Raw genomic sequence first — 26,302 nt, forward strand, 5'->3', positions numbered from 1 at the left:
GATAAAAAGTACCCGAAATAGTACCAAAATTAACATGAGATTTATATATGAGAGCCTTTCTCAGGTATTAACATAAGTTAAGACTACAAATTAACCCCAAGGATAGAGAAATAATGAATGGAAAAGAATTAATAATAAAAGCATTTCAAGGTAAAGCGACAGAACGGGCTCCCTGGGTTCCTTATACGGGAGTTCAGATTGCTAATTTGAAAGGCTATGATGCCCAGGAAGTTCTGCAGGATGGAGAAAAGCTTCTGGAATGTCTGCTTGAATCAAACAAGCAGTATACTCCCGATGGACAACCTGTCGTATTCGACCTCCAGATTGAAGCCGAGATTCTGGGTTGTGATCTGCTATGGGCCAAGGACTCTCCTCCTACTGTCAGGAATCACCCCCTGGCGGATACAAAGGAGATTCCCGGTAAGATCCCGTCAAAGTCGGAAGGGAGAATTCCCATGGTTCTGGATGTTATGAACAAGATGAAAGCGGCAGTCGGTGATACGACAGCTCTATATGGACTTGTCTGCGGTCCTTTCACACTGGCCTCTCACCTGAGAAGCACCAACATCTTTATGGATATGTACGATGATGAAGAGTATGTTAAAAAATTGATGGCTTATGCAACGGATGTCTCCATTGCCGTCGCGGATTACTATATTGAGGCGGGAATGGATATCATCGGATCAGTCGATCCTCTGGTTTCACAGATCTCTCCCGATATGTTTACACAGTTTATGGCTACTGATTATAAAAGATTTTTTGATCATGTCCGATCCAAAGGTGTTTACAGCTCTTTCTTTGTCTGCGGTGATGCCACAAAGAACCTGGAAGCCATGGCACTGACTGGACCGGACTGTCTCTCCATTGATGAAAACATCGACATTGTGGAAGCAAAAAAAGTAACAGAGGCTCACAATATTCTAATTTCCGGCAACATGCAGCTTACGGTTGTTATGCTCCTGGGGAATCAAAAAGACTGTCAGAAAGCAGCCATTGATCTGATGGATAAGATGGGCACAAAAGGCTTCATACTGGCGCCAGGCTGTGATATTCCCTTCGGTGTTCCTGTTGAAAACATTGTAGGAGTCGGTCAGGCTGTGCAGAATATCGAAGCCACCAGAACATTCCTTTCAAGCTATGTGAAAGAAGTCGTGGATATCGATGTTGAAATGCCTGATTATGAGAACCTGGATTACGTTCTTATCGAGGTTTTGACCATTGATTCTGCCACCTGCGCAGCCTGTGGATATATGAAAGCCGCTGCGGATGACATGATTGGGATTTTCGGTGACAAGAAAGTGAAGGTCATTGAACGAAAAATTCTTGAACCTGAAAATATTGCCCGCCTGGGTATCCTGGGAGTCGCCAACCTTCCATCTATGGCTGTGAATGGAAAGGTCACCCATGTTTCCCTGATCCCCAACCGTGCCGAGTTGGAAAAAGAGATCGCATCTCTGGTCTGAATTGACTTGATTAATGTTCATCGGGGGCCCGATTCTGAAGGAGACTTTTTTATGAGTACTGGAATAGATATTGTCCTGCTGGCAGGATTCCTCGGAGCGGGCAAAACAACGGTCCTCAATGAACTGATCAGACTTTTCCATGACCGCAAGCTGGGGATGCTTGTAAATGATTTCGGAGAGGTCCCTGTGGATGGGTCTTTATTGAAGAATGAAAATCCTGAACTTCTGGAAGAGGGACATAAAATATATGAGATCGGGAATGGCTCCATTTTCTGTTCCTGTCTCAAGGCTCCATTCCTCTATGGCCTGAAGTATTTTGAAAAGGAAAAACCCGATCTTCTATTTATCGAAGCTTCGGGTCTGTCCGATCCCTCCAGCATGAATAAGATTCTGAAAGAACATCATCTGGACGATCAATTTTCTATCAAACATGTAGTGACCCTGATCGATCCCATTCGTTATAAGGCTCTTATCACAGTGCTGGAAGTTATTGGACGGCAGATCTCTTCTGCGGATCAGATCCTTATCAACAAGGTGGACCTGATCTCTCAAAAGGATCTGGAAGAATTAATACATGATCTGAAACTGCGTTCATCCGCACCCTTTCAGACAGGCTCCTTCGGACAGTTTGATTATTCTTTTATTGATGATGAGACCACCCAGGTCATGGACGAGGACAGGGAGAGCTGCAATACCCCCGAGTCTCGACCAGGCAGCCTGTTCCTGGAAGGAACTCTGGAGAGTGAGCAGGTGTTGAAAGATTTTATGGGCCGGGTTGAAAGCGGGATATACAGGCTGAAAGGGTTTCTGGAACTGGAGGGCAAGACCTTTTATGTTTCTGATAATACCAAAGGATACTCCATGACCGAGACTGCTAAACCGGGGATAAAGCCGGGACTCACTGTCCTCTGCCCCCTGGGAAATGAAAAAAATATCGCCCGCCTCTGGAGAGAGATTCAGGGTGCTTCCCTATGACGCAACTGATAATCCTGGGAGGATTTTTGGGCTCAGGAAAGACCACTTTTATGGTCAAAGCCGCCGAAATGCTGGAACGAAGAGGGTCTACCGTCTCGGTGATCACCAATGATCAGGGAGATACTCTGGTAGACAGCCTCTATGCCGCAGTGGATGGAATAGACACCCGTGAAGTGTCGGGTGGATGCTTCTGCTGCCGTTTTCCCGATTTTCTGGAAACAGTGAAGGCTCTTATTGCAGACAAAACCCCTGACTTTATCATTGCAGAAGCAGTGGGCAGCTGCACCGATCTGGCAGCCACTGTGATTAATCCACTCGTGGAATTCCATAAGGATACGGTGAAGGTTATTGCCTATCTGACTCTTGTGGATGGACTGCGGCTGCAAAAAGAATACCTGGATATGGATCTTTTTAAGCCCCTGGAACCGGGAGAAGTTCTGATCTCTCATCAGATAAGGGAATCCGAGGTTCTGGTCATGTCAAAAACAGATCTTTTAGAGAAAGACCAGCTGGCTTCGGGTTTGTCTTTCTTAAAAAAACTGAACCCGAAGGCTCTTTATTTTCTATGTTCTTCCCACAGCGGGGATGGGCTTGATCTTTTATTAGACAGATGTCTGCAGGGGTTTCCCCTGGACTTTTCTCAGCGGGTGCCCCTTGATTATCAGGTTTATGCGGATGCAGAGGCTGCCTATGGATGGTATAACGGTTCCTGGAAGATGGAAAGTCAAATCGACCAGGACCCTATGGATCTCAGCTTTATCATCATGGAATCTTTCCGGAACCCCCTGCTGGGAGAAGTGGCCCATGCCAAGCTTTTTATCACCACCCCCGGGGGGGGGCTCAAGGTGAGTTTCGTATCGGGACATATACAGGCAGATGAAATCGGCCTGTTTGAGGGTAAGGTGGGGCGGATGAAGATCACCCTTAACATCCGTTCGGCCTGTGTTCCCGAGACCATTGAACAGCATGTTCTGGAACTACAAAAGAGCCTGAGGGATAGGGGATTGCAGATTATTGACTATGCATGCAATTCGCTGATCCCTTCTCCACCCAAACCTTATTATTCCTGAAGGGATCAGAAAACGTAACGGATTCCCAGAGAAGTCGACCAGTCCAGATCTACTCCTTTGAGGAAGGATATTCCCGGACCGGCTTCGATATACAGGTTCAGGGGAATCTCTTCAAAGGTATACTCCCATCGGAGAAGTCCCAGGACAGACATATTAAATTCATTTCCCATATTCACATTCAGCTGTGGACCCAGAGACAGGGGAAAGGGCTGGTCTTTGATCATGATATCCGCCAGTGTGAACATCAGGTTTCCACCCAGGGTAAAACCATTGTATAAGGTTCCTGCCAGGACATTGATTTCCAGGTAATTGGCCAGTCTATAGCCGAATACAAGACCTGATGGGTATCCCAGAGCGACTCCGGCTTTGGCTCTTCCTTCAAGACTTTCCGTATTCAGATTTATTTCTTTAATCTCTTTATCTTCCACCTTTTTGTTCTGTCCAAAAATCGGAAGAACCAGACTTATCATCAAAAGTATCAACACTGTTTTTTTCATAAAAAATTCTCCTCGGGACCTCAATCTGCATTGAAGACGGTATCCTTGTTAAGTATATCTGAAATAGAAAAAGTTTCCTCTTTAAAATCATAAAAATAACACCATCTGGGCATACTTCAAGCGGTTATGCTAAACTGGAGGGGATGAGTAGCATGGAAGATATTGAAGATCCACGGATAACACATGATTCTGCCAGGATCGAAAAGGTTAGAGAGCTGCTGGTGACCAGGGAAGAGCTGGATCATCTTGTCCAGATCTTTAAAATCTTCGGAGATCCCTCCCGCCTCAAAATTATCAATGCCCTGATTGAAGATGAGCTCTGTGTACATGAGATTGCCGAATTAATGGAGATGAGCCAGCCTGCTGTCTCCCATCAGCTCAGGCAGCTCAAGCAGGCCCATGTGGTCAATTCCAGACGGGCGGGCAAACATATTTTTTATTCACTTTTAGACGAGCACGTCATACAGATCTTCAGAATCTGCCAGGAACACCTGTCCGAGGGATGAATGAATCGATTGTCATCCTGCAGCCGGATTTGTAGAGACAGCCTCATCTGCCGGGGCCTATACTATGGAAATCAATCTTGAACCCTCTCTTGTACACAGCCGTTTTGATGAACACCGATACGGCAGAGTCGGGGACCTGGTCCCCCCGCTTGTGGATGAGATTTTATCCGGGAAAATTCAGGGTTCCCGCCAGGTCTGAAGCATCCGCATTGGCTTTGACCTGTTCGGGGTTTCTGCATCCGGGAATCACCGTGGTGACCACCGGGTCTCTCAGGCACCAGGCCAGGGCCCAGGCTGCCATGGAAATACCCTCAGGAACCTCCTCTTTCTGAATTTTCTGTACTTCTGAAAGGTCGGAGTTGATCTGCTCCTGTGATCTGCGACTCCTCAGATCACCCTCAGGAAAGACTGTTCCCGGCTTGTACTTTCCGCTCAGAAAGCCGCTGGCCAGAGGGACTCTGGCAAAGACTCCCAGGTTCTGTTGGCGGCACTCTTCAAAGGCGGACGATTCGGGTCTCCTGTCCAGGCGGTTGTAATAGAGCTGGAGCATTTCGGCACCCACTACACTAGCTTTTTCCGATTGATACTCCAGAACGCCCTCATGGCTGTTGGATATGGATATTCCCAGATGACCGATGGCACCGGATTGTTTCTGCTTGTCCAGATAGGTCCACAGTTCCTGATTGTCAAAGACGATGTTGTCTCCCGAATGGAACTGATAGACATCGATGTGGTCGGTTCTCAGGCTCTTGAGGGACTCTTCCAGCTGTTTCTTTACATCCTTCACAGTCCAGAGCTGATCACGGGTCAGATAATCCGTGTAGTGATGCCCGAATTTTGTGGCTACAATCCACTTCTCCCTGTCCTTTTGGATGGCCTTGCCCACAAAAGATTCTGAGAGGTGATCACCATAGCACTCGGCCGTATCTATCAGATTGATTCCTGCATCCCGGGCGGCGTCCATGACGGCATCCACTTGATTCTGGGAATACTCCTCTCCCCATTCTCCTCCGTATTGCCAGGTGCCTATTCCTACGACCGAAACTTTCAGTCCTGTTTTTCCTAATGTTCTGTATTGCATGACTTCTCCTTTTGGGATTATAGCAGCCTGTCGGGCTTAATCATTATTGTTCTATTTTTGATCTTTTTCATCTCTTCTTCGTCACTCAATTGTCAAATATGCTCTATATTCTCCTCAATCGTTCCTAAAATAGAAGAAAAATCTCTAACAATAGTTTCAAAAGCACTAAGTCCGACAGACTGCTAGGGACGCCGTATTTCGGAAAAACCGGTATAGGGAACCAGGTTTTCAGGAATCCGGATGGAGCCGTCCTCCTGCTGAAAGTTTTCCAGAACAGCGATAATGCCTCTTGAAATGGCGATGGCCGTCCCGTTGAGAGTATGGACCAGATGGTTTTTACCATCTTCATCCTTGTATCTGATCCCCAGTCGTCTCGACTGATAATCGGTACAGTTTGAGGTACTGGTCACTTCTCCCCAGTCACCCTCATCCCCCCGTCCGGGCATCCAGGCTTCCAGATCAAACTTTCTATAGGCAGGCCCACCCAGGTCTCCCGTGCAGGTATCGACAATACGGAACGGGATTTCCAGACCCTCGAATATTTCTTCTTCGATGGAACGGAGTTTCAACAGCAGATCATCCGATTCCTCAGGTTTGCAGTAGGCAAACATCTCAATCTTGGTAAACTGATGGACCCTGTAGAGCCCCTTAGAATACTGACCGGAGGCTCCTGCTTCTCGTCTGAAACAGTGGGAGACTCCCGCCATCAGGATCGGTCCTTTGGAGACATCGACCATCTGTCCGGCATAGTATCCGCCCAGGGTGATCTCGGCGGTTCCCACAAGGCAGGTGCCCGTTCCTTCCAGGGTATAGATATTGGACTCTTCACCCCGGGGATTGAAACCGATGCCTTCCACAATTTCTTCCCGGGCAATATCGGGTGTGATGGTCAGCACGAATCCATGCTTCTGCAATATATCAAGGGCGTAGCGTGTCAAAGCCAGCTCCAGAAAAACGGCTTCGTTCTTCAGATAGTAAAATTTGGAACCCGAAACACGGGTGGCATTTTCAAAATCCACAAGGTCCATGGCTTCGGCCAGTTCCACATGATCTTTGGCTTTAAAGGAGAACTCGGGAAGGGTCCCGCTTCTCAAAATTTCCAGGTTATCCTTGTCTTCCTTCCCGACAGGGGCATCCGGGTGGGCCATGTTGGGAATCAGGACGGCGGCTTTCTGCAGCTCCTTCAAGAGACTGTCCATTCCGACTTCCACCTGGGAGATCTGCTCCTTGAGAGCCTTCCCTTCATCGATCAGCCCCTGCCGGAGTTCGGGGTCCAGCTTCCCCTTCATCTTCGAGGCGTTTTCATTTCTCTGGCGCCTGAGATCTTCCAGTTCCTGTATCACGAGGTTGCGCTGATCATACAGTTCAACTACTTTTTCGGGAGCCGCGGTGACATTGCGGTTCTTGATGTTTTCACGGACAGAGTCCAGATTATCTTTGATAAATTTAAAATCCAGCATAGTATAGTGATAGTAACAGATTGGAATTTATTGATCAATTCATTTCAAATGAATTGATCAATTCATTTCTATTGAAAGGCGTTCATGACAATAGTCAATGATCCCATAAAAAGGAGTCCCCCGTGAAAGTGAAATTTTTGATCCTGCTTTTACCTCTGTTTCTGATCCTCTCCTGCGTCGGAGAGAAACAGAAAAAAGGTACGGCAGCTGAAGTGACCGGGAAGATCATCGGAATGGAGGGAGAGGTCAATCTGGCTGGAAAACCGGCTCAGACAGGAGACAGCGTTCCCGACGAATCAGTCATCACCACCTCTGCTAACGGGTATTGTGAAATTCAATTTCTGGACAGCAACATCATCAAGGTATACGAAGACTCTATCATCCGGCTCTCATTCTCCAAATCAACGATTTCCCTGGACCGGGGTGCCGCCGCGGCAATCCTCCGGAATATAGGGTCACTGATTCAAGGTATGGACGATGTGTTCAGCATCCAATCCGGTGCGGTTGTGGCAGGGATTCGGGGAACTTCCTTCTACATGCAGAGGGAAGACGCCGACACAGCCTATTTCTGCCTCTGTAACGGAGAAATAAACATGAGTGATTCCAATGGAAAATACTCCCAGCCCATGAAGCATACCCATCATGGAGCCGTGAGGATCTCGGAAAAAAATAATCAGATTGAAGTCAGCCAGGCTCCCATGCTCTACCATACGGATGAAGACATGGAAGCCCTGGCATCCCGCCTCGGGGAAAAGATGGACTGGACCCGGGTGGAGAGTTCCCGCTAAGGTTTCGCGAATATACGAAGTTGGCTCGGCCCCATGCGACCAGACGCGATTTGGGGGGAGCCCTTAGAACCGCAGGTTATAAAACCTTCCACTCAATATTTGGCTTTAAATGTTTTTTAGCACAGTCTGCAAGATATAAGTTGATTAGCTGTTGATATTTTATACCAGTTTCATCAGATAGATCCTTGAAATAATCAATTGTTTCAGGATCAAGTCTTATGGTGATTTGTTTCTTTAGTTTGTTTATGTACGGGTTTTTAATAGCATTTGAAAAGTCATAATGATTTCTCATATTATCTACCTCCATAAATAGATTGCTCTTTAGAATCAGCTTTCCTCGCTGAGATAAGTCGAATAATTTCATCATTTGAACGGTAACAATGACAAACAACCAAAAGATTTAAATTTTGTGATACACCCATAATAATAAATCGTTCTTCCTCATGAGAATGATCAGGATCAAAAATAACTAGCGCATTAGGATCATTGAAAACAGTTTTAGCTTCTTCAAAAGAGATTTTATGCTTGTTTTGATTACTTGTATTCTTATCATCATCCCATTCGAAGTCTATTAAACTCATAATTACATGATAACTACATTGTAATGGTTTGTCAAAATATTATTCGAGCCAGGACGGCAAGAAATTTTGCAATCCCTTCAAACCTTTTTCATTAAATTTCCTATTTGGCTTTAGCACAGAACTCATTGTAAAAGCACTCAGAATTACAAGAGCTCCGATTCAAACCGGTCCACCAGGGCCGCAAATCGTCCCAGGGCTTTATTGACGGCCTCGGGGCGGCTCATATCCACTCCTGCGGCCTTGAGAGAATCCAGTGGAAACCGGCTGCCCCCGGATTTAAGAAAGTTCAGGTAAGACTCCCCTTCGGCATCGCCCCCGTCCAGAACCATTTCGGACAAGGCCATGGCCGCAGACAATCCTGTGGCATACTTATAAACATAAAAAGCATTGTAAAAATGAGGGATTCTGAGTCCCTCCAGATCGGCCTGTTCTTCCAGAACCACATCAGGACCGAAATACTTCTCCAGAAGGGTTCTGTATTCAAAGCGGAGACTGTCTACGGTCAGGGGCTTCCCGGCTTCTACCAGGGCATGGCATTTCATCTCATACTCTGCAAACATGGTCTGCCTGTAGATGGTTCCCAGAATATCGTCGATCTGACGGCCCAGAAGGTAGAGGGTCATCTCCTTCGATTCGGAATGATCCATCAGGTAGCGGCCCAGAAGCTGTTCATTGAAGGTAGAGGCTACCTCGGCCTCAAAGATGGTATAATTGTAATTCTGAAAAGGATTGTTCCTGACAGAAAACCAGGAATGCATGGAATGTCCCCCCTCATGGGCCAGGGTGAAGACATCCCGGATATCGTCTTCCTTGTAATTCATCAGAATATAGGGATCCCCCTTGTAGGATCCTGCCGAAAAGGCTCCGGACCGCTTGCCCTTGTTCTCATACCGGTCTACCCAGCCGCTGCTGAGGCCCTTCTTCAGCACAGATCCATACTCTTCTCCCAGAGGAGACAGGGCCTTGAGGACCACATTCACCCCGTCGTCAAAGCTGTGCCGGACAGACATATCGGGTATAAGAGAAACCTTGGTATCATAAAGATGAAGGGCATCCAGCCCCAGGACTCTTTTCCTGAGGGCATAATAGCGGTGGAGAGGAGCCAGATTATCCGAGACAGAGGCAATCAGATTATCATACACATCGACGGGAACATTGTCGGGGAAAAGACTGGCCTCCCGGGCCGATGAAAATCCCCGGACCTTTGCACTGTATATGTCTCTCAGCACACTGCCGCCATAGAGTTCACTGAGGGTGTTTTTGTGACCCTCAAAAACGGTATAGAACTGTTGAAAGGCCTGCTTCCGAATTGCCCGGTCAGGGTCCAGGAGAAACACTCCAAAGGTGGAATTGGTCAGTCCCTTCTCCTCGCCCTTCACTTCGATGGTTCCGAAATTCATATCCCCGTTGGTCAAGGCCGAAAAAGCCTTCCGGGCGGTTTGTGCAAACTCTGCCTGCATGGCCAGAAGAGATTCTTCCTTTTCAGACAGGATATGGGGTTTATACCGGATCATTCTTTCCAGAGGGATGCGGAATTCCTTCAGGACAGGATCCTTCATATAGGAAGCCAGCAGCTCATCCGGGAGAGACTGAATCTCAGGCTTGAGATAACTGGCCTCGGTGCTGCTTTTTGTGGCCACCGCCATATAACGGGAATAACGGCCCATGGAATCGCTGTCTGCCACATCCTCTTCCTTGCGGAGCATGGCGTAGTACCCCAGCCGTTCCTCCAGAATCTCCAGAGAATTGAAAAAATCAAAGCAGCCTCTCAGGCGTTCTGCCGAATCACCCAGGCTGCCCTTGAAGCCGGAGATTTCCGGGATCAGAGCCTCCAGTTCCTTGAGCCCTGCTTCCCAGGCTTCCGAGTCTTTAAACAGAGAGGCAAGGTTCCATTTATTCCCGGAGGGAACATCTTTTCTATTTTTGATTGTCTGACTCATACAAGGGCCTCCAATAGTGAATTCATGACTCTCCCGGCCTTTCCCCTATGGGAGACACGGTTTTTTTCAACATCCGTCAGTTCTGCAGCCGTTTTTCCCGACAGGGCATCCACAAAGACGGGATCATAGCCGAACCCCCCCCCACCGAAGGGAGAGTCGGCGATCCGTCCCTCGAAGGATTCCTGAACAGAATACACCCTGTAGGGGGCTGTGAACAGAACCATGGCGCAGACAAAGAAGGCTTCCCGTTCCGTCACCCCGTCCAGGTTTTTCAGCAAAAGCCTGTTCCGGTCCGGGTCTGTGAGAACAAGCCCGTCCTCGCTGGAACCGTACCGGGCGGAGTAAATCCCCGGAGCTCCTCCCAGGGCGTTCACACACAACCCTGAATCGTCGGCCAGAACAGGCCTTTTAACCAGATTGTAGAGGGTTTCCGCCTTCAGGAGCGCATTCTCCATAAAGGTGCTTCCCGTTTCATCACAATCGAATTCCACTCCCAGATCGGAGGGGATGAGAATCTTATGACCCGAGAAGATCTGCTCCAGTTCTTTTTTCTTATGCATATTGCCAGTGGCGAGTATTATTTCCATAACCATAGAAGATAATGCATCCCGGCGCCTCTGCGCAACCGGAAAATGGGAATCATCAAAAGTCAGTCAGGACAGGAGATCCTATTTTCACCGAGTCCCCCCTTGAGTCCCTGAAGATAGGTTCTGAGATAATACAGTCCCGAATCGACGGAGCCCTTGGGCATATCCAGGAGCCTGGCTATGTCTTCATTACTGGGAACCAGAGGAATGGAATCCAGCTGCTTATCCAGTTTTCGCAGCCTTTTTCTGTACAGTTTGCTGCGTTTCTCAAAGAGGGGAAACTGAAGAGGGTCCCCACTGTTGGCCCACTTTTTTTCGTTCAGATTCAGGCGGCAATAATTCTCAATTCTCTTACGCCTCAGATGTTCCTTCCGGTCATACTTCAGTCTAAGACAGCCCAGAATGGATCGCCTGAGGCGAAGAGCTTCTTCAGGTGCTGGACCCAGGAATGGAAAGGCCGTGAGATAATCATCTTCTTCCAGAAAAGAGATATGCTTCAATACAAAGATCAGCAGCCTCTGCCTCAGGGCATCTTTTCTGTAAGGAGTCATCCCCGAGTTCTCCAGAATGTAGTTCAGCTTATCCAGAAGACAGAATTGATTATCACAGCTGCATCCTGACTCGTCACTCCGAATGTGTTCATACTCGATGATGGATTCTCTCTCGCAAACCCATTCATCTTCCTGTCCTTTCTGGTTTTGGCGGTAGTGAGACCGGAGATGCCAGGTCAGCACACTGTTGAGATAGCAGACAAAAGAGAGTCCCCGGTAATCAAAGTTCATAAGAATGCCGTGAATTCTGCCCAGGAACCCCAGAAGAAAACCACTCCAGTCCTCTTCAGAGAGTGAATTTTTATATCCGGGAAATGAATAGACATACAGGCTCAGCTCATCCAGCAGAGCCCGGTGTCTCTGACCGGGAGTGTTCTCCTCCACAGTCTGCTGATACACAAGAACCTGATGAGTTAAAAAATCGATCATAACGATACCTCCGTGTCCTGGGAGAAACAAGAGTTGTGCCAGGACGAAAAAAAAGGGAAATCATCACGACTTCCCCCGTTTTGTATCCGGATCTTAAGAAATGCTTAAGAAAATGAATGGTATCATACCCCAGGGCAAGCCCTGGACCCGAGCCGCATTTGCGGCACTTATTCGGCAATGCCCGCAAGCGGTCGCTGCCCTCATTTCATTTGCGAATCAGATATCGAATCCCATGGCCTTCCGAAGTTTACCGATTTTGACAGAAGCCAGGGCTCTGGCCTTCAGGGCTCCCCCGGTCAGAACCTGATCGATATAGGATGTATCTTCCATCAGGGCATTATACCGCTCCCGCATGGGTGAAAGAACTCCGTTGATAACATGAAAGAGTTCCTCTTTGGCTTCACCCCAACCCATGCCGCCGGCCCTGTAACGGGCAGCCAGAGCATCCTGCTGTTCGGGAGTTGCAAAAAGTTTATAAAGGGTGAAGACATTGCATGTCTCGGGATCCTTCACTTCTTCTACCGTCTGGGAATTGGTGAGGATCTTATTGCAGAGCTTCTTCAGCTTCTTTTCTGCAAGAAAGAGTGGTATCGTATTATCATAGCTCTTGCTCATCTTCCGGCCGTCCAGCCCCACCACAACCTGTGTGCTTTCGGAAACGACCGCCTCGGGCAGAGTCAGTAGGTCCTGTTTATAGTTTCGGTTCACCGCCTGGGCAATATCCACAGCCATCTCGATGTGCTGAACCTGATCCTTTCCCACGGGGACATAATTGGTATCGAAGAGGAGGATATCTGCGGCCATCAGCACGGGATAGGTATACAGACCCAAATTGATATTGTGATCCTCGGGCCTGCCCTTCTCCCGGTTCTGATCCACCGTGGCCTTATAGGCATGGGCTCTATTCATCAGACCCTTGGCGGTAAAGGCCATGATCATGGTCGTCAGTTCGAAGGTTTCGGGAACATCCGACTGCCTGTAGATCAGGGTTTTTTCGGGGTCCAGTCCGCAGGCCAGCCAGCAGGCAGCGATTTCATAGGTGTATTCTTTCAGGAGTTTGGGGTCCTTGATACTGTTCAGTGAGTGATAATCTGCAATAAAGTAACGGGCATCATAACTCTCGGCCAGTTCCAATGCCGGTTTGATGGCTCCCAGGTAATTCCCGAGATGGGGCATCCCCGTTGGTTTAATCCCGGTCAAAACAACTTTTCCACTCATCCCCAAATCCTTCCTTAATCATGTTTTCTCTGTCAATTTTGCAGGGCCGATTTTAACATAGTCCCTTATTAAAGGAAAGAGACCGGAAAAACCGCCCTCATTTACACTTCAGAGCTCCTTTCTCATCCTCATATTAAATCGGCTTCACAAAACAAACATTGTTTCCACAAAACAGACCCTTTCCCCCCTGTCATTATGATCCATAGGAGATTTTTTACAGCTTTGCAAAAATGACTGGTAAATTCAGCTGATTTCAGGCAAAATATCTGTATGGCACTAATTTTTGTTATAGAAGACAATGACTCGATCCGGGAAGCCGTATCGGGCTACCTGAAGCTCTCTGATTATGAAGTGGAAGAATTTGACGCACTGGGCGGTGTAAAAGAAGCCATGGCATCCAGGAATCCGGAACTCCTGATCCTTGACGCCATGCTGCCCGACGGAGATGGATTCATTTTCGCCAAGGAAATCCGCCAAAAATCTGAAATCCCCATCATATTCATGACAGCCAGAGAATCAGAGTCGGACAGGATAACCGGATTTGAGGTGGGAGCCGATGATTATATCGTCAAACCCTTTTCCCCGAAAGAACTGGTTTTGAGAGTGGGAGCTGTTCTGAAAAGAACAGGGACAACCCTGCCCCAGAAAAAGATGCATGGATGGTCATTACAGGGTCAGAAACTGACCACCGATGAAGATTCCCATAAGGCCATGCTGAACAACCAGCTTCTGAAACTGACAGCAGCGGAGTGGAAGATTCTCCTTTATCTGTCTTCCAATGGTGGAGCCGTTGTCTCCCGGGAGCAGATACTGGACCGTTGTCTGGAATATTCCTTTGAAGGATATGACCGGACAGTGGATACCCATATTAAGAACCTCCGTGCCAAACTTCAGAATCCAGACTGGATTGAGACTGTCAGAGGATACGGATACAGGTTTGCAGGAAACAGTACATGAGATCAATGCGCGCCAGAATGCTGGCGGCTTTTTTTCTGATTATCCTTATCCATAATTTATTACTGGTCCTGACCCTCATATTGGGGTATGGCAATTCCAAAGAGTATTGGAATGATCATGTGGAACAAGAGTCACATGCATTTGTCATGGAATTCCTGACAGAGATGATGAATCAGGGAGGCACCCTGAATGCCGCGTCCAGTTCACTCGTACTGGAGTCAGCCAGGAACTACCTGATCGAGTCCGCCCAGGTATTCCTGTACTCCCCTGAGGGTGAACTTCTTGAATCCTGGACCAATCCCCTCCTGGATAACTACTCACTTGTAAAATCAGAAGTCCAAAAGGCTGAGGCCTTGTACTATAATGGACAGCTCAGAGGATATGTACAGATAATTCCTCTTTCTTTCAGCTACGTGAACCATAACAATGTATTCATTGCACGGATTATAAAACTCTTCACCCTGGGCCTGATCCTATCTGCCGGACTATCACTTCTCCTGGCCTTCCGTATTTCCGCATCCTTCACAAGAGAAGCCCGCCGGACAGCCAGATCACTCATCAAGTTGGCCGGAGGATCCCGGGTAGAGGAATTCACAAAGACAGCGACGGCTGAGCTGTCGACCATCAACGAGGCGGCGGGGTCTTTGCAGAAGATGCTGATATCCGAAGAAGACCGGAGGATTCTCAGATCCCGGAGTCTCGCTCATGACCTGAAAACCCCCTTGACAGCCCTGAAGACACAACTCTATGCCTACAGGGATGGAGTTCTTCTTATGACTCCCGAGGGCTGGGAGAAAATTATGTCAGAAATAGCCGTCCTGGAATCGCTGACCAAAGACTTCCTGATCCTGGGGGAGCTGGATACTGAGGGGAATCAGCTCTCAATCAAAAAAGGATCCGCCGAGAGTCTCCGAGCAGGGATTATGGACTCCCTGGCAGACCTTGCCGAGTCGAAAGGCATTTCTCTGGAGTGGTCCAATGGTCTGGACTATCTGTATTGTGACTTTCCCCTGACCAGCCGGGCTCTGGAAGCCCTGGTTAAAAACGCGATTCAGCACATGACCATCCAGGGGATTGTGGAGATTGAAGCCGGAGGAACCGCAGAAAGCCCTCATTTCAGGGTCATAAACCCGGGAACGATAGAGGAAGAGCACCTGTCTCTCCTCTTTGATCCCCTCTATAAAACCGACAGAAGCCGGAATAAAAGGGGCAGCGGTCTGGGATTGACGATTTCCAGGCGCATAGCCGAATTTCATAATGGTTCATTAAGAGTTGAAAACCTGGATGAGCATCGTGTCTGCTTCACTTTGAGCCTAAATCGTGGCTGAAAAAGGACTTTCACGACATGACCAGAGGACAGACTCCACAGTATACACACAGTAGCACAAGGAGAAGACTCAATGGCACCGTGTTAAGGCGGTTAAAAATGTGTTATTTTTTTTGCTGCTTCACACATTCTTCACACCTCCTTCATATCATCAACAAATACGGCTACTACCCTCGAGTTAATTGTATAAATTACGCAGAGCGTATGTTCTGTAAATAAACAAGTAGGAGTGAATGTAATATGAAAAAGACTATTGTTTTACTGACAATTGTTCTGGCCATTTTGGCTGCCCCCGTATTTGCTGAAGTAACAACTTCCGGCGACGTAGAGTTTGACTGGGCCTTTGGTGCAGACGACAACTACAAAGACGGCGAAACTGATGGAAGTGCAAAAATTGCTCTTGACGGTGCTATTTCTGATTTCACCTCAATCAGTGCTGCTTTCGAAGCTGACTATGATGATTCAGCATCCCTGAATGCTATGACCCTGACACAGGACATAACAGGTATTCTCGGTGTTGATGGTGCCGTAGCTTTTTCCTACACCGTAGGTTTTATGGGTTACTCTCCTGTAACTTATAGCGAAGTGGCTCCTTACACAGCTGGTATTTTTGATGCCGAAGCCGGTAAAAAAGTTGGTGTAGACGGAAACTTTGGTTCTAGTACTTATACAGTTGGTGAAGACTACTACTCTGCCAGCTCAATGCTTGGATTCAAAATGATGTTCGGCCTGGCCGACATGGTTAATGTAGACGTAGCACTGTACCCCAGTTCTATGATGAGTAAAGAATCTCGCGGTTACTACGGTGCTGCTGACTCTGCCCTTGAAATGGGAATCAATGCTTACGGTACATTCGGCATGGTTGACGCTTCTGTTTACTATGTTGCTTCTACAAGAACAAATCTTCTGGAAGATGATGGTGACGATGCTGACTCAAATGGTAACATGTTTGGTTTCAGTGCTGCTTCCACCGTTATGGAAGGACTTAAAGTTGGTGCCGGTCTTGAAATGAATATGGACCAGGATATTATTGATGTTACCGGAGCTAAAGTTGGCGAAGTTGGTATGAGTGTAACTGATGTTTCTGTTGATGCCGCTTACACCATGGATGCACTGACAGCAGGTCTCTCTTTCTACACTGCTTTTGCCAGTGAAGACACAGGTTTAGATTTTGCAGAAGTTTCTGGCATTGGCATTTCTGCCAAGTATGCTGTAACTGAAATGGCTAACCTGACAGCTGCACTGACAACACCCTTTTCTCCCATCGATCCTCTCGAGTTTGCTGATGTAATGGGATACGAAGTTGGTGCTGATGTAACTTTGGATGGCGTAACATACATGGCTGGATACACATTAATGTCTGACTATTCTGCTTACGACGCTGAGTTCCTGAATAAAAAAGGCGAAGCCACTGGTGACGTATACCTGAAAATCAAAGCCTCTTTCTAATCAATCCTTCAATTGAACTATTGATTTGATACTGCTGCCCCTTCGGGGGCAGTTTTTTTTGCTTTTGAATTGATTGTTAGTTAAGGATTATCCTGAAGGGATACAATCCTCTTTTTGAAATTTAAAGACAGGACAGAATTGATGCCAAATAAATATAGGATACTCATATCTCTTGCCTTTTTTCTACTGGCAGGATGCCAGAGCCATGAAAGCCCTATTGCTCCGGGGGTCGTAATCAAACAGGACCTGGGTGATATCAGCCTGACATTGACTCTCTTGACCGAAGAAGAACTCCTGAAGCGCCATGGCAAAAGCGGTAATCCCTTTGTAGCTTATCCGGGGAAAATCCCCCGGAAGGATTTTTTTGTTTTTGATACAACCATCAGCTCGGAGAGCAGGAAAGTCCTCTTTAATATGCAGGAGATTCTTCTAAACCTGGATACCGGGGTTTCTGACAATGCAAAGAGCAGGGCGACACTGCTGAGGACCTGGGATTTTTACCTTAAGGATGACAACAGCAAAGCCCAGATGAAACGCATCATCAAGCAGAATCTCAGTGATAATTCTTTCACAGCTGCCCCGGGAGAGGATTACAGAGGATACATTGTCTTTCTTGTGAATACCGAAGCGGCAAAAGAGGGAACATTGCTGATTCCGGTGGAAACCAGCGACGGAGATAAGGGAATAATTGAAATGCCCTTCAACTTCACAGCTACTGATTCCGAATCGGAGAATATTTTCAACAAATCCTGAAATCAGACCTGGTATTCCGAGTTGATCCAGGTGGTGGCCTTTTCCGTTGTAAAGACGGTCATTCCACCCTGAAAAACAAGGTCCGCCCGGTTCAGATGGCCATTGAGGTCGCTGACCATGGGGGGAGGAACGGCTATACTGCGCATTCCTGCCCTGTAGGCTGCTTCCACACCCACGGGTGAGTCTTCGATCACCAGACACCCGTCAGGCCTTACCTGCAGCCTCCTGGCCGCCTCCAGAAAGACATGGGGTTCGGGCTTGCCCTCTTCTACTTCCTGAGCGGACACCCGAACCTGAAAAAGATCTAGAATTCCCGTCACAGAACACATCTCATCGATGATGCCATTGGTGGAACCCGAGGCAATTCCTACAGGGATGTTCTTCCCGATGGCCCAATGGACCAGGGCCACCATCTGAGGGAAAGCCGTAATTTCGCTCCGGGCGATCTCCAGAAAGGTTCGTTCCTGAAACTCACGCAATTCTTCATAGGAGGCTTCAATGCCGTATTTTTCCTTGATCATGGGAATAAAGGTGACCGCACCCATTCCGATGTAGGCATCGTGCTCTTCTTCACTCATAAATCCGCCATAGGAGGCTATCATGGCCAGGTCTGCCCTCAGCCAGAGAGGCTCGCTGTCCATTAGTGTTCCGTCCATATCAAAAAGGATCGCTTCAAGTTTCGTCATGGTGTTTCCTCTGTATTTTCTGTATTCTCTGTTTCATCTTTTTCTATATCGCTGTTTTTAGGTGAGACCTGTTTCAGAGACTTCCCGCTGCTCATCAGAATACTGACGGGCTTGAGGGCATCAATGTTGGCGCAGATGATCTTGATGGTTTCTGCCAGAGGGACCGCCAGGAACATGCCCGTAATGCCCCAGATCCATCCCCAGAAAACCAGAGAGATCAGGATGATCACCGGAGAAAGATCCAGTTGGTTTCCCTGCAACTTGGGGTCCAGAAAATTCCCCAGAATCATTTGAATCAGCGGCATGACGATGAGAGCGGCCAGGATGGGATTCCATACGGGATAAAACTGGATAAATGACATCAGAATGGTGGCGACCATGATGATGGTGGAACCAATATTGGGTATGAAGTTAAACAGGATGGCCAGGAAGCCCCACATCAGATAAAAATCGAGTCCAATAAAATAGAGGGAAAGGCTGACTAGAAATCCTGTGGTGATGCTGATTCCCAGCTTGATCGTCAGATACCGTGCAATCTGGGTACTGATGGTCCGGATGATGGTACCGAAACGGATCTGGACACTCTCCTTAGGAAAGGCCATCTTCATCTTACGTTCTGACAGGGGATTCTCCAAGAGCATGAATACAATGAAAAAGACAACAATGATCAGCTGGCCTGCAAAATTGACGAAGGAGATGGATATATTATAGAGTCCCGAACGGAGACTCGCCGACAATTGCAGGACTTCCAGAATATCAGAAGGCAGTTTGTAGCGGATGACAATATCACTGATGATGATGTCAAAGCGGTCCTGGTAATACCCGATGACAGAGACAAATGAAGTGATTCTCGTATAGAAAAACCAGCCGATGGCATAGAGTCCGACCATGAGAATGCCTATGACCAGCAAAACGGCGAGAACCCGGGGTATCCTCTTGTGAAAATGAGTCACCAGAGGGGACAGAACAAAGGACAGGAGGATAGCTATGACCAGGGGAAGGAACAGGGGCTGCAGTATATGCAGAACGGCCCCCATAGCTATGGTCGTCAGTATACCAAGAAATATGGTATTCAATGTTATTTTCATAAGCATATCATAGTATAAAAACAGGGCTTCTGACTATATAGGCGGTATAGGCTCTTTTCCTCCGGCTTTCTTTCGGCTAAGATGGCCGGCGTGACAGAAATAAACTTTAATACCATCAAATTCGTAACGAGTGTCCCCTATATGAAGGGCCGTCCTGCAGAGCGGGGCATTGAAATTGCCTTTGCAGGCCGCTCCAATGCCGGTAAATCCAGTGCCCTGAATGCCATGGCCAACCGGAAGAGTATGGCAAAGACCTCATCGGTACCTGGAAAGACCCAGCATATCAACCTCTTTTCTCTGAAGGAAGACCTGCTTATTGCCGACCTCCCGGGATACGGCTATGCCAAAGTCCCGCCTCGTGAAAAAAAACGCTGGCAGGAAGAGATGACAAACTACATTCTCAACCGGGAATGCCTGAAGGGGATCATTCTTCTTATGGATATCCGCCACCCCCTGACGGATCTGGACCGGGCCATGCTGGACCTGGCGGTCCGGGGGAATAGAGAGGTGCATATCGTGTTGAGCAAGGCTGATAAACTGAAAAGCGGAGCCAGAGCAAAGACACTCAGTGATATGAACAAGGCCCTGAGAGGGTTGACCATCCCCTGGAGTATTCAGACCCTTTCAGCCGTGAAAAAAGACGGAGTCAAAGAGCTTCAGGATCATATCCGGTTCTGGTACGAGTCTGATTAAAGAACTGTGACAAAGACAGTATTACACACAGCTGTCCGACTTAATCATTATTGTTCTATTTTTGATCTTTTTCATCTCTTCTTCGTCACTCAATTGTCAAATATGCTCGATATTCTCCTCATTCGTTCCTAAAATAGAAGAAAGAACTCTGTCAAAAATATCTACAAAATAAGGGATTCTCTGAGAGATCCCTTGATGCGGGTGAACCATAAAACAATAATGAATGATAGGAATAAAGAAACTGAATATGACTGAAAAGTTAGAGGGTAATAAAAGGTACTGAGAACATGAGAAAGAAGAGATTTCTTTTACCATTGCTAATCCTGCTTTTAGGACAGATACAGGCACAGGAAAACTCTGTTGAAAAGACTGAAAAACCAGTTGTTGCCCTAGTTCTGGCGGGGGGAGGTGCCCTCGGTTTCGCCCATGTTGGTGTTTTGCAGGTACTGAAAGAAGAAGGGATAAGACCCGATATGGTCATTGGGACGAGTATTGGGAGTATCATTGGTGGATTATACTGCTGCGGTTACAGTCCTGATGAATTGGAAACCATTATTATTGAAGCAGACTGGAAGAATCTTATTTTAGATAAATTCGACAGGAAGGAAATCAGTTTTGAACAAAAAAGCAGGGAGCGCCGCTACTATCTTTCCATAGGATTGAACAAGGAAGGCCAGGTTGAAAATACCGGATTTTCTCAGGGCCAGCATGCAGTAGAGTTCCTGGACAGGCTTATGGCCCAATATGCATCTGAGATGGATTTTGATGATCTTCCCATTCCATTCAGGGCGGTGGCTGCCGATTTCATCACCGGAGAAAAAATCGTTTATGCTACAGGAGATCTAAAAACAGCAATTAGGGCCTCCATGTCAATCCCTGGTATTTTTACGCCCGTTTACTATCAGGGACGATATGCCATCGATGGAGGATGGGTCGAGAATCTGCCTACTACCGTTGCTAAGGATATGGGAGCCGATATCATTATTGCAGTTTCACTCTATTCTCTAGAACAAGATATTGAAAAATTATCAAATATCGCCGCAATAGCAGCTCAGGCTGATCAGATCAAAACACATGATAAAGACAAAATTAGTTTGAAAGCTGTCGACTTGCTCATTTCACCGAATCTTAAAGGGTATAATATGGGTGATTTCGCAAAAGGAGCCCCTCTGATTACATTAGGTTATGAGGCTGCGGATAATATGAGGTCGGAAATTAAAAATCTGGCATCAGAGATTTCAGATTCATCAGCTCCAAAAGAAAAAAAGCTGATAACCGGATATCCAATGAACAAGATAGTATCTGAAACGGTTCTTTATCCACTCCGTAAAATTATCGTTGATTCTAAAGGCCGTCCGGATCTGGAATTAAAGCTTGCAGCCACACTGAAAGAAGCTTTGTCCAACAGCCCTGATATAACACAAATTCAAAAGCATGTATATGCGTTATTCGACAGTGGTGAATATAAACGCCTTCGTTACAGACTTATTGCTGTAGAGGATGGACAATTTGATCTTCTTGTAGAAGCACCTCCAGTTGGAAAACCAGATGAACTTATCAGTGCAGCTGTAAATTTTTCAATTCTGCGCAGCGAAAGCATTATGTCTGATTTCTCTTTGAAACTGGCATATCAGTATTGGTTCGGCAGGAATAAAACCGGATACTACGATGTGGAAGCCTGGTTATCTGCCTACCCCTCCTTTATGCTCTCCTTAGGATATGATCCCTCAAATTGGTCTGGAATGCTGATCCTCCGGACAGGGGTTTTACAGAATCCCGCCTATTTCTATGATTCCGATCATCTGGAATCGTCCTACCTTGTCGGAAAAACCGGAGCAAGCCTATATTATGAACAACCCTTTCTGAGACGATTAGAAATTACAACAGGTAGTTTTGCCAGGCTGAATTGGATGGATTTTAAGGAAGGCGAGAAAAACTTTTCCGAGATTAATTCATTTCAGTACGGAGTCAAAGCATTTTTTGCTGCCGATACTCTGGATCGAGTCATCGCTCCCCGGAAAGGTGTCAATTTCCTTGTATTCTCGGAGCTGCAATTGACGCCCGAAGAAGAGGAGTCCGCTATTTTACTCAAGGGTGCCGGAGAAGTCTTTATCCCGCTCTGGAGTGGGGCCCAGATGATACCATTTGGTGAATACCAGAATGTCGTCAACGGAAATTTGTCTGCAGTATCACGACCTTTCCTCGGAGAGGGATTCTCTGTTGCTGGATATATGCCTCAGGAGCTAAGAGCGGAAAATATCATCATGGGGGGACTGACCTTCCAACAGAAGATATTGGATCTTCCTTATAGCGTTGGTAATGAATTTTATCTACAGCTTAAAACGAATACAGCGTCTCTGTGGGTGGATTCGGAAGTGGATGAACACAGAGATTCCACTCTCTATCAAGGAGGTTCAATAGGGGTTATGGTGGCTACATATTTGGGTGAATTGGAAATGAATGTACAGTTCAACAAGGATATGAGGTGGACACTCTTTCTGGGATTGTCAACTTCATCCGTACTGTTTAAGGACCGCTATTTCTGATCAGTTAACAATCTCTGTGCTGTGATAAAATATTGAGATACGAACTGATATATCGGCCCAAGGGATAAGAGGACCTTGGGGCGATTTCTCAAAAATACCAGTGATCAGTTCGACAGGCTGTTAGAGGGAACCAGTCACTTCTTTCAGGTACTCGGTTCTGATACAGGTATCAAACAGCTCTTTGGGCATGAACTCTTTTCGTTCTTCCATCCACCCGCTTCTATCTCTTGTGATTTTAACCTGATACCCGTCTTTGCTTTCCCGCAGGATTTCCAGAATTTCTTTCCGGTCGGGGGTTCCCTTGATAGTATACGCCTTCATTTTGAACTCCTTCGAATTGATCCTGAACCTCTTTAGAAAATCAAAAGGTTACAGGAAATAGTAGCTTATTCCCATTATCGGCATTTAATTAAGCGATATTAGCACTGCATATTCTCATTTAGGGCTTGCCTTTTGATTCAGGGTTTGAAAAAATGGCATTCATGCCGGTCATAGCCCTGGGTGGAATCAAACATACAGGAAAATCCACAGTAGGAAAGATAGTTTCAGAAAGACTATCACTCCCCTTCCACGATCTGGATGATCTGATTCTCAAAATTCTTCCCCCTCGATGGACCATCAGAAAATGGTATAAAGAGATGGGTGAGATGGAATTCAAGGCCAAAGAGAAGGAAGCGCTGAGGCATTATCTGGATGAAAATTCAGAGAAGATACGGATACTGGCTCTGGGCGGGGGCACCCTGGAAAATATGGGCGCCCTGAAACTTTTAAAGGATTCGGACACAGAGATTTTCATCCTGAACGAGAGGACCGAGATTCTTTATCAGAGAATCATAGTGAAGGGAATCCCTCCCTTTCTTGATGCATCCGATCCGGAAGGATCCTTCGAAAAGCTCTACACAAAACGGACAAAGACCCTGTTAAACCAGGGAGATCATATCATCGATATACACGGTTTGAATCAACAGCAGGCAGCAGAGCAGGTGATTCGGCTTATCAGGAGCAATTATGGCGGGTAATACATTTGGGACGGCATTCAGGATCACGACCTTCGGAGAATCTCATGGAGAAGCTGTGGGAGTCATCATTGACGGTGTTCCTCCGGGACTTCCCATTTCGGAAGAAGATATACAGCCGGATATGGACCGCCGGAAACCCGGACAGTCCGACCTGACAACTCCCCGAAAGGAGAGTGATACCGTCATAATACAGAGCGGTGTTTTTGAAGGGAAATCCACAGGAACCCCCCTCATGATCATGCTGCTGAACACCAATACAATTTCCAGCGATTATGATGACGTTAAGAATAAGTACCGACCCGGTCATGCCGACTATACGTATCAGCAGAAATACGGGATCAGAGACTGGAGAGGAAGCGGCAGAGCCTCAGGACGGGAAACGGCAGGACGTGTCGCCGCCGGTGCAATAGCCAAAAAAGTACTGAGCCTGCAGGGCATCAGCATCAAGGCCTACACCCTGGCGGCCGCGGGAATCCGCTGTGAAAAATATATCCCCGATCAAATCGAAAAAAACCCTATGAGAGCCTGTGACCCCGAGGCAGCCCTCAAGATGATAGAAGTTGTCGAGTCATTGAAAGATAAGGGAAACAGTGCCGGAGGCATTATCGAATGCCGGATTGAGGGCGTTCCTCCCGGACTGGGAGAACCCGTTTTTGATAAGCTGGAAGCCGACCTTGGCAAGGCGATCCTGTCTATCGGTGCGGTCAAGGGATTTGAAATCGGGGAAGGCTTTAAGGCCGCGGATATGTTTGGCTCCGACCACAACGACGAAATGTCAGGCCGGGGATTCCTGACCAACCATGCGGGGGGCATCACCGGTGGAATATCCACAGGCCAGGAAATCATCTTCAGGGCAGCGGTTAAGCCAACGGCTTCCATCTCCGCTCTGCAGCATACAGTGGATGTGACGGGAAAAGAAACAGAGATACGGACAGAAGGAAGGCATGACCCGATCATATGCCCCCGCATCATCCCCGTAATGGAAGCGATGACGGCCATAGTCCTTGTAGACCATTTGTTGAGACAGAGAGCCCAGAAGAGCTTTCAGATGAGCTGAATGGCTACTTTCATTCTAATTGAGCCGTCACAATGAGGGGAAGTTGTCCAGATCCGGCGGAAACTTCCTGATAACTGCCATAGGTATCCCACTCTGCATAACCTGACATGCTTAAGGCGGCCATCAGGGTTTCGGGCATCATTGGATAGTGAAGAATGCTGTTTTCAAAGAGCCGGCCTGTTTTTTTTTCTTCCAGTTCTGTCACAAAAGAGAGCATACCATCGCTGGCACCGGGTTCATAATGCCGCTTGAACCGGCAGTGCTCGGTTTCTATAAGGGGAAAAGTCATTCCCTCATCCAGAATATTAGTATAATTCAAAATCTGCAGTATAAGAGTCCCTCTGGTGTTCAACAATTTTGCCGCATCCTGAAGAAACTGAAACTGCAGGTTAAAGGGGATATGGATCAGGGTATTCCCCAAACAGATCACTGCGTCAAAGCACTCCAGGGAATACAGCTGGGTCATATCAGTCAGATTCCCCGGTTTGAACACGGGGTTCTCATCCTTTTCAATCCCGGTAAGCTCTTCAGCAAGTCTGATATCTGCCTCATAAATCATAGACTCATCCAGATCAAAACCTTTCGCCTGAATTCCCTGTTGTCTGAGCTGCCGGACCATTCCTCCGGTACCGCAGCCCGCATCAAGGAGACTGGATTCAGAAGGGACTCTTTTCATTACAAAGTCCAGACTTTCTATAGACAGGGGAAATATTTCTTCATAATATTTTGAAAGGATTGAATAAAAGTCCATGATGTACCTCAAGCAAAAATATACAGCAGCATACAAAAAAAACCGCCCTGTAAGGACGGCTTTTTTTAATAACACTCTATGAATTCATCAGTCGTTGGGAGAAAAATCAGATTTTTCGGCTCCGCAGAGGGGACAGACCCAATCTTCGGGAATGTCTTTGAATTCTGTTCCGGCAGCGATACCATTATCAGTATCGCCTTCTGCAGGATCGTAAATATAGCCGCAAACATCGCATACATATTTCATGTTGTAACCTCCAAAACCTCATTATCCGGGTTTCAATAAAAGTATATATATTTATTGCCCCTTCGCAAGGGCAATACATATCAAAAAAACAGGGCTTTAACTTTTCCAGAGTCCGTGAAGATTACAGTACTCTCTCGCTGTAACCTGAGACGCTGTCACAGCAAACTCTGCCACGGGCTGATCTCCGGGTTTCAGGAACTGCTTATAAGACTTACCGTCGGCAATCAGCTCGATCCACTGAATGGAGTGCTCTGCTGTCATAGGGTGAAGAGTGCTGCCTACAATCACTTTATAACCACCGCTGATCTTTTCAATCACGGGAACATGCTTTTCCGTTGAGGAATCAGCCGTTTTTTCATCCAGCAGTGTCATTGGCTGACCACAGCAAACCAACTCTCCACCGCCGACAAATAGAACTTCGACTATGTTACCGCATACATCACACTTATAGACTTGACCTTTTGCAATCATATTTTACTCCTGTAAAATTTATTTAAGATTCGAATTTACCAGTTTTCGCCCAGGACTTCAAAATGAGCCTGAGGATGGGCACAGGCGGGGCATTTATTGGGAGCCTTTAAACC

Annotated in this window: 29 protein-coding genes; 13 read left to right on the plus strand and 16 right to left on the minus strand. The window is 47.0% G+C overall.

The window, feature by feature from the left end:
* Nucleotides 1-113 precede the first annotated feature (113 nt).
* From PF479_RS00515 to PF479_RS00525, 3 genes are read left to right on the plus strand one after another with little or no spacing between them, the layout of a single operon-like run.
* Nucleotides 114-1,463: a uroporphyrinogen decarboxylase family protein gene (locus PF479_RS00515; RefSeq protein ID WP_298001143.1), complete on the plus strand. Its 1,350-nt coding sequence runs from the start codon at nucleotides 114-116 to the stop codon at nucleotides 1,461-1,463.
* Between the two features lie 51 nt (nucleotides 1,464-1,514).
* Entirely contained in the window at nucleotides 1,515-2,438 is a 924-nt protein-coding gene (locus PF479_RS00520) for a GTP-binding protein (protein WP_298001145.1), read from the plus strand.
* The gene (locus tag PF479_RS00525; protein ID WP_298001147.1) at nucleotides 2,435-3,508 is read left to right on the plus strand and encodes a GTP-binding protein; all 1,074 of its coding nucleotides are present in this window, start codon (nucleotides 2,435-2,437) and stop codon (nucleotides 3,506-3,508) included. The genes PF479_RS00520 and PF479_RS00525 overlap by 4 nt, the downstream gene beginning before the upstream one ends.
* 5 nt (nucleotides 3,509-3,513) lie before the next feature.
* Here PF479_RS00525 and PF479_RS00530 read toward each other — a convergent pair whose 3' ends face one another.
* Nucleotides 3,514-4,005: a hypothetical protein gene (locus PF479_RS00530; RefSeq protein WP_298001149.1), complete on the minus strand. Its 492-nt coding sequence runs from the start codon at nucleotides 4,003-4,005 to the stop codon at nucleotides 3,514-3,516.
* Between the two features lie 152 nt (nucleotides 4,006-4,157).
* Between PF479_RS00530 and PF479_RS00535 the strand changes: the two genes are divergently transcribed.
* Nucleotides 4,158-4,511, plus strand: a complete 354-nt coding sequence (locus PF479_RS00535) for a metalloregulator ArsR/SmtB family transcription factor (protein ID WP_298001151.1) — start codon at nucleotides 4,158-4,160, stop codon at nucleotides 4,509-4,511.
* Between the two features lie 163 nt (nucleotides 4,512-4,674).
* Here PF479_RS00535 and PF479_RS00540 read toward each other — a convergent pair whose 3' ends face one another.
* Both PF479_RS00540 and serS read right to left on the minus strand, forming a co-directional pair.
* Nucleotides 4,675-5,592, minus strand: coding sequence for an aldo/keto reductase (locus PF479_RS00540; RefSeq protein WP_298001152.1), 918 nt, complete (start codon nucleotides 5,590-5,592; stop codon nucleotides 4,675-4,677).
* A gap of 182 nt (nucleotides 5,593-5,774) precedes the next feature.
* Nucleotides 5,775-7,052, minus strand: coding sequence for a serine--tRNA ligase (gene serS, locus PF479_RS00545; RefSeq protein WP_298001153.1), 1,278 nt, complete (start codon nucleotides 7,050-7,052; stop codon nucleotides 5,775-5,777).
* A gap of 122 nt (nucleotides 7,053-7,174) precedes the next feature.
* Between serS and PF479_RS00550 the strand changes: the two genes are divergently transcribed.
* On the plus strand, nucleotides 7,175-7,840 hold the full coding sequence (locus PF479_RS00550; protein WP_298001155.1) for a FecR family protein: 666 nt from the start codon (nucleotides 7,175-7,177) through the stop codon (nucleotides 7,838-7,840).
* A 76-nt stretch (nucleotides 7,841-7,916) separates the two neighbouring features.
* Here PF479_RS00550 and PF479_RS00555 read toward each other — a convergent pair whose 3' ends face one another.
* From PF479_RS00555 to trpS, 6 genes are all read right to left on the minus strand, one after another.
* Nucleotides 7,917-8,132, minus strand: a complete 216-nt coding sequence (locus tag PF479_RS00555; RefSeq protein ID WP_298001157.1) for a BrnA antitoxin family protein — start codon at nucleotides 8,130-8,132, stop codon at nucleotides 7,917-7,919.
* Between the two features lies 1 nt (nucleotide 8,133).
* Nucleotides 8,134-8,421 carry a BrnT family toxin gene (locus PF479_RS00560; RefSeq protein WP_298001159.1) on the minus strand — a complete coding sequence of 96 codons (288 nt, stop codon included), beginning with the start codon at nucleotides 8,419-8,421 and terminating at the stop codon, nucleotides 8,134-8,136.
* A 143-nt stretch (nucleotides 8,422-8,564) separates the two neighbouring features.
* The gene (pepF, locus tag PF479_RS00565; protein ID WP_298001161.1) at nucleotides 8,565-10,361 is read right to left on the minus strand and encodes an oligoendopeptidase F; all 1,797 of its coding nucleotides are present in this window, start codon (nucleotides 10,359-10,361) and stop codon (nucleotides 8,565-8,567) included.
* Nucleotides 10,358-10,948 carry an RdgB/HAM1 family non-canonical purine NTP pyrophosphatase gene (gene rdgB, locus PF479_RS00570; RefSeq protein WP_298001193.1) on the minus strand — a complete coding sequence of 197 codons (591 nt, stop codon included), beginning with the start codon at nucleotides 10,946-10,948 and terminating at the stop codon, nucleotides 10,358-10,360. Before rdgB ends, pepF begins: the two co-directional genes overlap by 4 nt.
* 62 nt (nucleotides 10,949-11,010) lie before the next feature.
* On the minus strand, nucleotides 11,011-11,928 hold the full coding sequence (locus PF479_RS00575) for a hypothetical protein (RefSeq protein ID WP_298001162.1): 918 nt from the start codon (nucleotides 11,926-11,928) through the stop codon (nucleotides 11,011-11,013).
* Between the two features lie 216 nt (nucleotides 11,929-12,144).
* Nucleotides 12,145-13,146 (minus strand): tryptophan--tRNA ligase, encoded by a 1,002-nt coding sequence (gene trpS, locus PF479_RS00580; RefSeq protein WP_298001164.1) that lies wholly within the window; start codon nucleotides 13,144-13,146, stop codon nucleotides 12,145-12,147.
* A gap of 270 nt (nucleotides 13,147-13,416) precedes the next feature.
* On the opposite strand from trpS, the gene PF479_RS00585 reads away from it, so the two are divergent.
* From PF479_RS00585 to PF479_RS00600, 4 genes are all read left to right on the plus strand, one after another.
* Nucleotides 13,417-14,103 carry a response regulator transcription factor gene (locus PF479_RS00585; protein WP_298001165.1) on the plus strand — a complete coding sequence of 229 codons (687 nt, stop codon included), beginning with the start codon at nucleotides 13,417-13,419 and terminating at the stop codon, nucleotides 14,101-14,103.
* Complete coding sequence (locus PF479_RS00590; protein WP_298001167.1) at nucleotides 14,100-15,431, plus strand: HAMP domain-containing sensor histidine kinase; 1,332 nt, start codon at nucleotides 14,100-14,102, stop codon at nucleotides 15,429-15,431. Before PF479_RS00585 ends, PF479_RS00590 begins: the two co-directional genes overlap by 4 nt.
* Before the next feature lie 239 nt (nucleotides 15,432-15,670).
* Nucleotides 15,671-16,879, plus strand: coding sequence for a hypothetical protein (locus tag PF479_RS00595; protein WP_298001169.1), 1,209 nt, complete (start codon nucleotides 15,671-15,673; stop codon nucleotides 16,877-16,879).
* A gap of 141 nt (nucleotides 16,880-17,020) precedes the next feature.
* The gene (locus tag PF479_RS00600) at nucleotides 17,021-17,632 is read left to right on the plus strand and encodes a hypothetical protein (protein WP_298001171.1); all 612 of its coding nucleotides are present in this window, start codon (nucleotides 17,021-17,023) and stop codon (nucleotides 17,630-17,632) included.
* Between the two features lie 2 nt (nucleotides 17,633-17,634).
* On the opposite strand, the gene PF479_RS00605 is transcribed toward PF479_RS00600, so the two are convergent.
* Together PF479_RS00605 and PF479_RS00610 are read right to left on the minus strand one after the other, a co-directional pair.
* The gene (locus PF479_RS00605; protein WP_298001173.1) at nucleotides 17,635-18,318 is read right to left on the minus strand and encodes an HAD family phosphatase; all 684 of its coding nucleotides are present in this window, start codon (nucleotides 18,316-18,318) and stop codon (nucleotides 17,635-17,637) included.
* Nucleotides 18,315-19,406, minus strand: a complete 1,092-nt coding sequence (locus PF479_RS00610; protein WP_298001175.1) for an AI-2E family transporter — start codon at nucleotides 19,404-19,406, stop codon at nucleotides 18,315-18,317. The genes PF479_RS00605 and PF479_RS00610 overlap by 4 nt, the downstream gene beginning before the upstream one ends.
* 90 nt (nucleotides 19,407-19,496) lie before the next feature.
* Between PF479_RS00610 and yihA the strand changes: the two genes are divergently transcribed.
* Nucleotides 19,497-20,099 (plus strand): ribosome biogenesis GTP-binding protein YihA/YsxC, encoded by a 603-nt coding sequence (gene yihA, locus PF479_RS00615; RefSeq protein ID WP_298001177.1) that lies wholly within the window; start codon nucleotides 19,497-19,499, stop codon nucleotides 20,097-20,099.
* Nucleotides 20,100-20,386: 287 nt separating this feature from the next.
* On the plus strand, nucleotides 20,387-22,645 hold the full coding sequence (locus PF479_RS00620) for a patatin-like phospholipase family protein (protein WP_298001179.1): 2,259 nt from the start codon (nucleotides 20,387-20,389) through the stop codon (nucleotides 22,643-22,645).
* A gap of 120 nt (nucleotides 22,646-22,765) precedes the next feature.
* Here PF479_RS00620 and PF479_RS00625 read toward each other — a convergent pair whose 3' ends face one another.
* The gene (locus tag PF479_RS00625; protein ID WP_298001181.1) at nucleotides 22,766-22,966 is read right to left on the minus strand and encodes a hypothetical protein; all 201 of its coding nucleotides are present in this window, start codon (nucleotides 22,964-22,966) and stop codon (nucleotides 22,766-22,768) included.
* A gap of 152 nt (nucleotides 22,967-23,118) precedes the next feature.
* Between PF479_RS00625 and PF479_RS00630 the strand changes: the two genes are divergently transcribed.
* Nucleotides 23,119-23,664 carry a shikimate kinase gene (locus PF479_RS00630; protein WP_298001183.1) on the plus strand — a complete coding sequence of 182 codons (546 nt, stop codon included), beginning with the start codon at nucleotides 23,119-23,121 and terminating at the stop codon, nucleotides 23,662-23,664.
* Nucleotides 23,654-24,721: a chorismate synthase gene (aroC, locus tag PF479_RS00635; protein WP_298001185.1), complete on the plus strand. Its 1,068-nt coding sequence runs from the start codon at nucleotides 23,654-23,656 to the stop codon at nucleotides 24,719-24,721. The genes PF479_RS00630 and aroC overlap by 11 nt, the downstream gene beginning before the upstream one ends.
* A 10-nt stretch (nucleotides 24,722-24,731) precedes the next feature.
* On the opposite strand, the gene PF479_RS00640 is transcribed toward aroC, so the two are convergent.
* The 4 genes from PF479_RS00640 to PF479_RS20680 all read right to left on the minus strand — a co-directional run.
* Nucleotides 24,732-25,472, minus strand: a complete 741-nt coding sequence (locus PF479_RS00640) for a methyltransferase domain-containing protein (RefSeq protein ID WP_298001187.1) — start codon at nucleotides 25,470-25,472, stop codon at nucleotides 24,732-24,734.
* 87 nt (nucleotides 25,473-25,559) lie between these two features.
* Nucleotides 25,560-25,718 carry a rubredoxin gene (gene rd / locus PF479_RS00645; RefSeq protein WP_298001189.1) on the minus strand — a complete coding sequence of 53 codons (159 nt, stop codon included), beginning with the start codon at nucleotides 25,716-25,718 and terminating at the stop codon, nucleotides 25,560-25,562.
* A 96-nt stretch (nucleotides 25,719-25,814) separates the two neighbouring features.
* The gene (locus PF479_RS00650; RefSeq protein WP_298001191.1) at nucleotides 25,815-26,189 is read right to left on the minus strand and encodes a desulfoferrodoxin; all 375 of its coding nucleotides are present in this window, start codon (nucleotides 26,187-26,189) and stop codon (nucleotides 25,815-25,817) included.
* Nucleotides 26,190-26,224: 35 nt separating this feature from the next.
* Nucleotides 26,225-26,302 (minus strand): rubredoxin-like domain-containing protein (locus tag PF479_RS20680; protein WP_367277188.1); only part of this gene is annotated, 78 nt, incomplete at its 5' end.

The organism is Oceanispirochaeta sp. (assembly GCF_027859075.1).
In the GTDB taxonomy this organism is placed as follows: domain Bacteria; phylum Spirochaetota; class Spirochaetia; order DSM-2461; family DSM-2461; genus Oceanispirochaeta.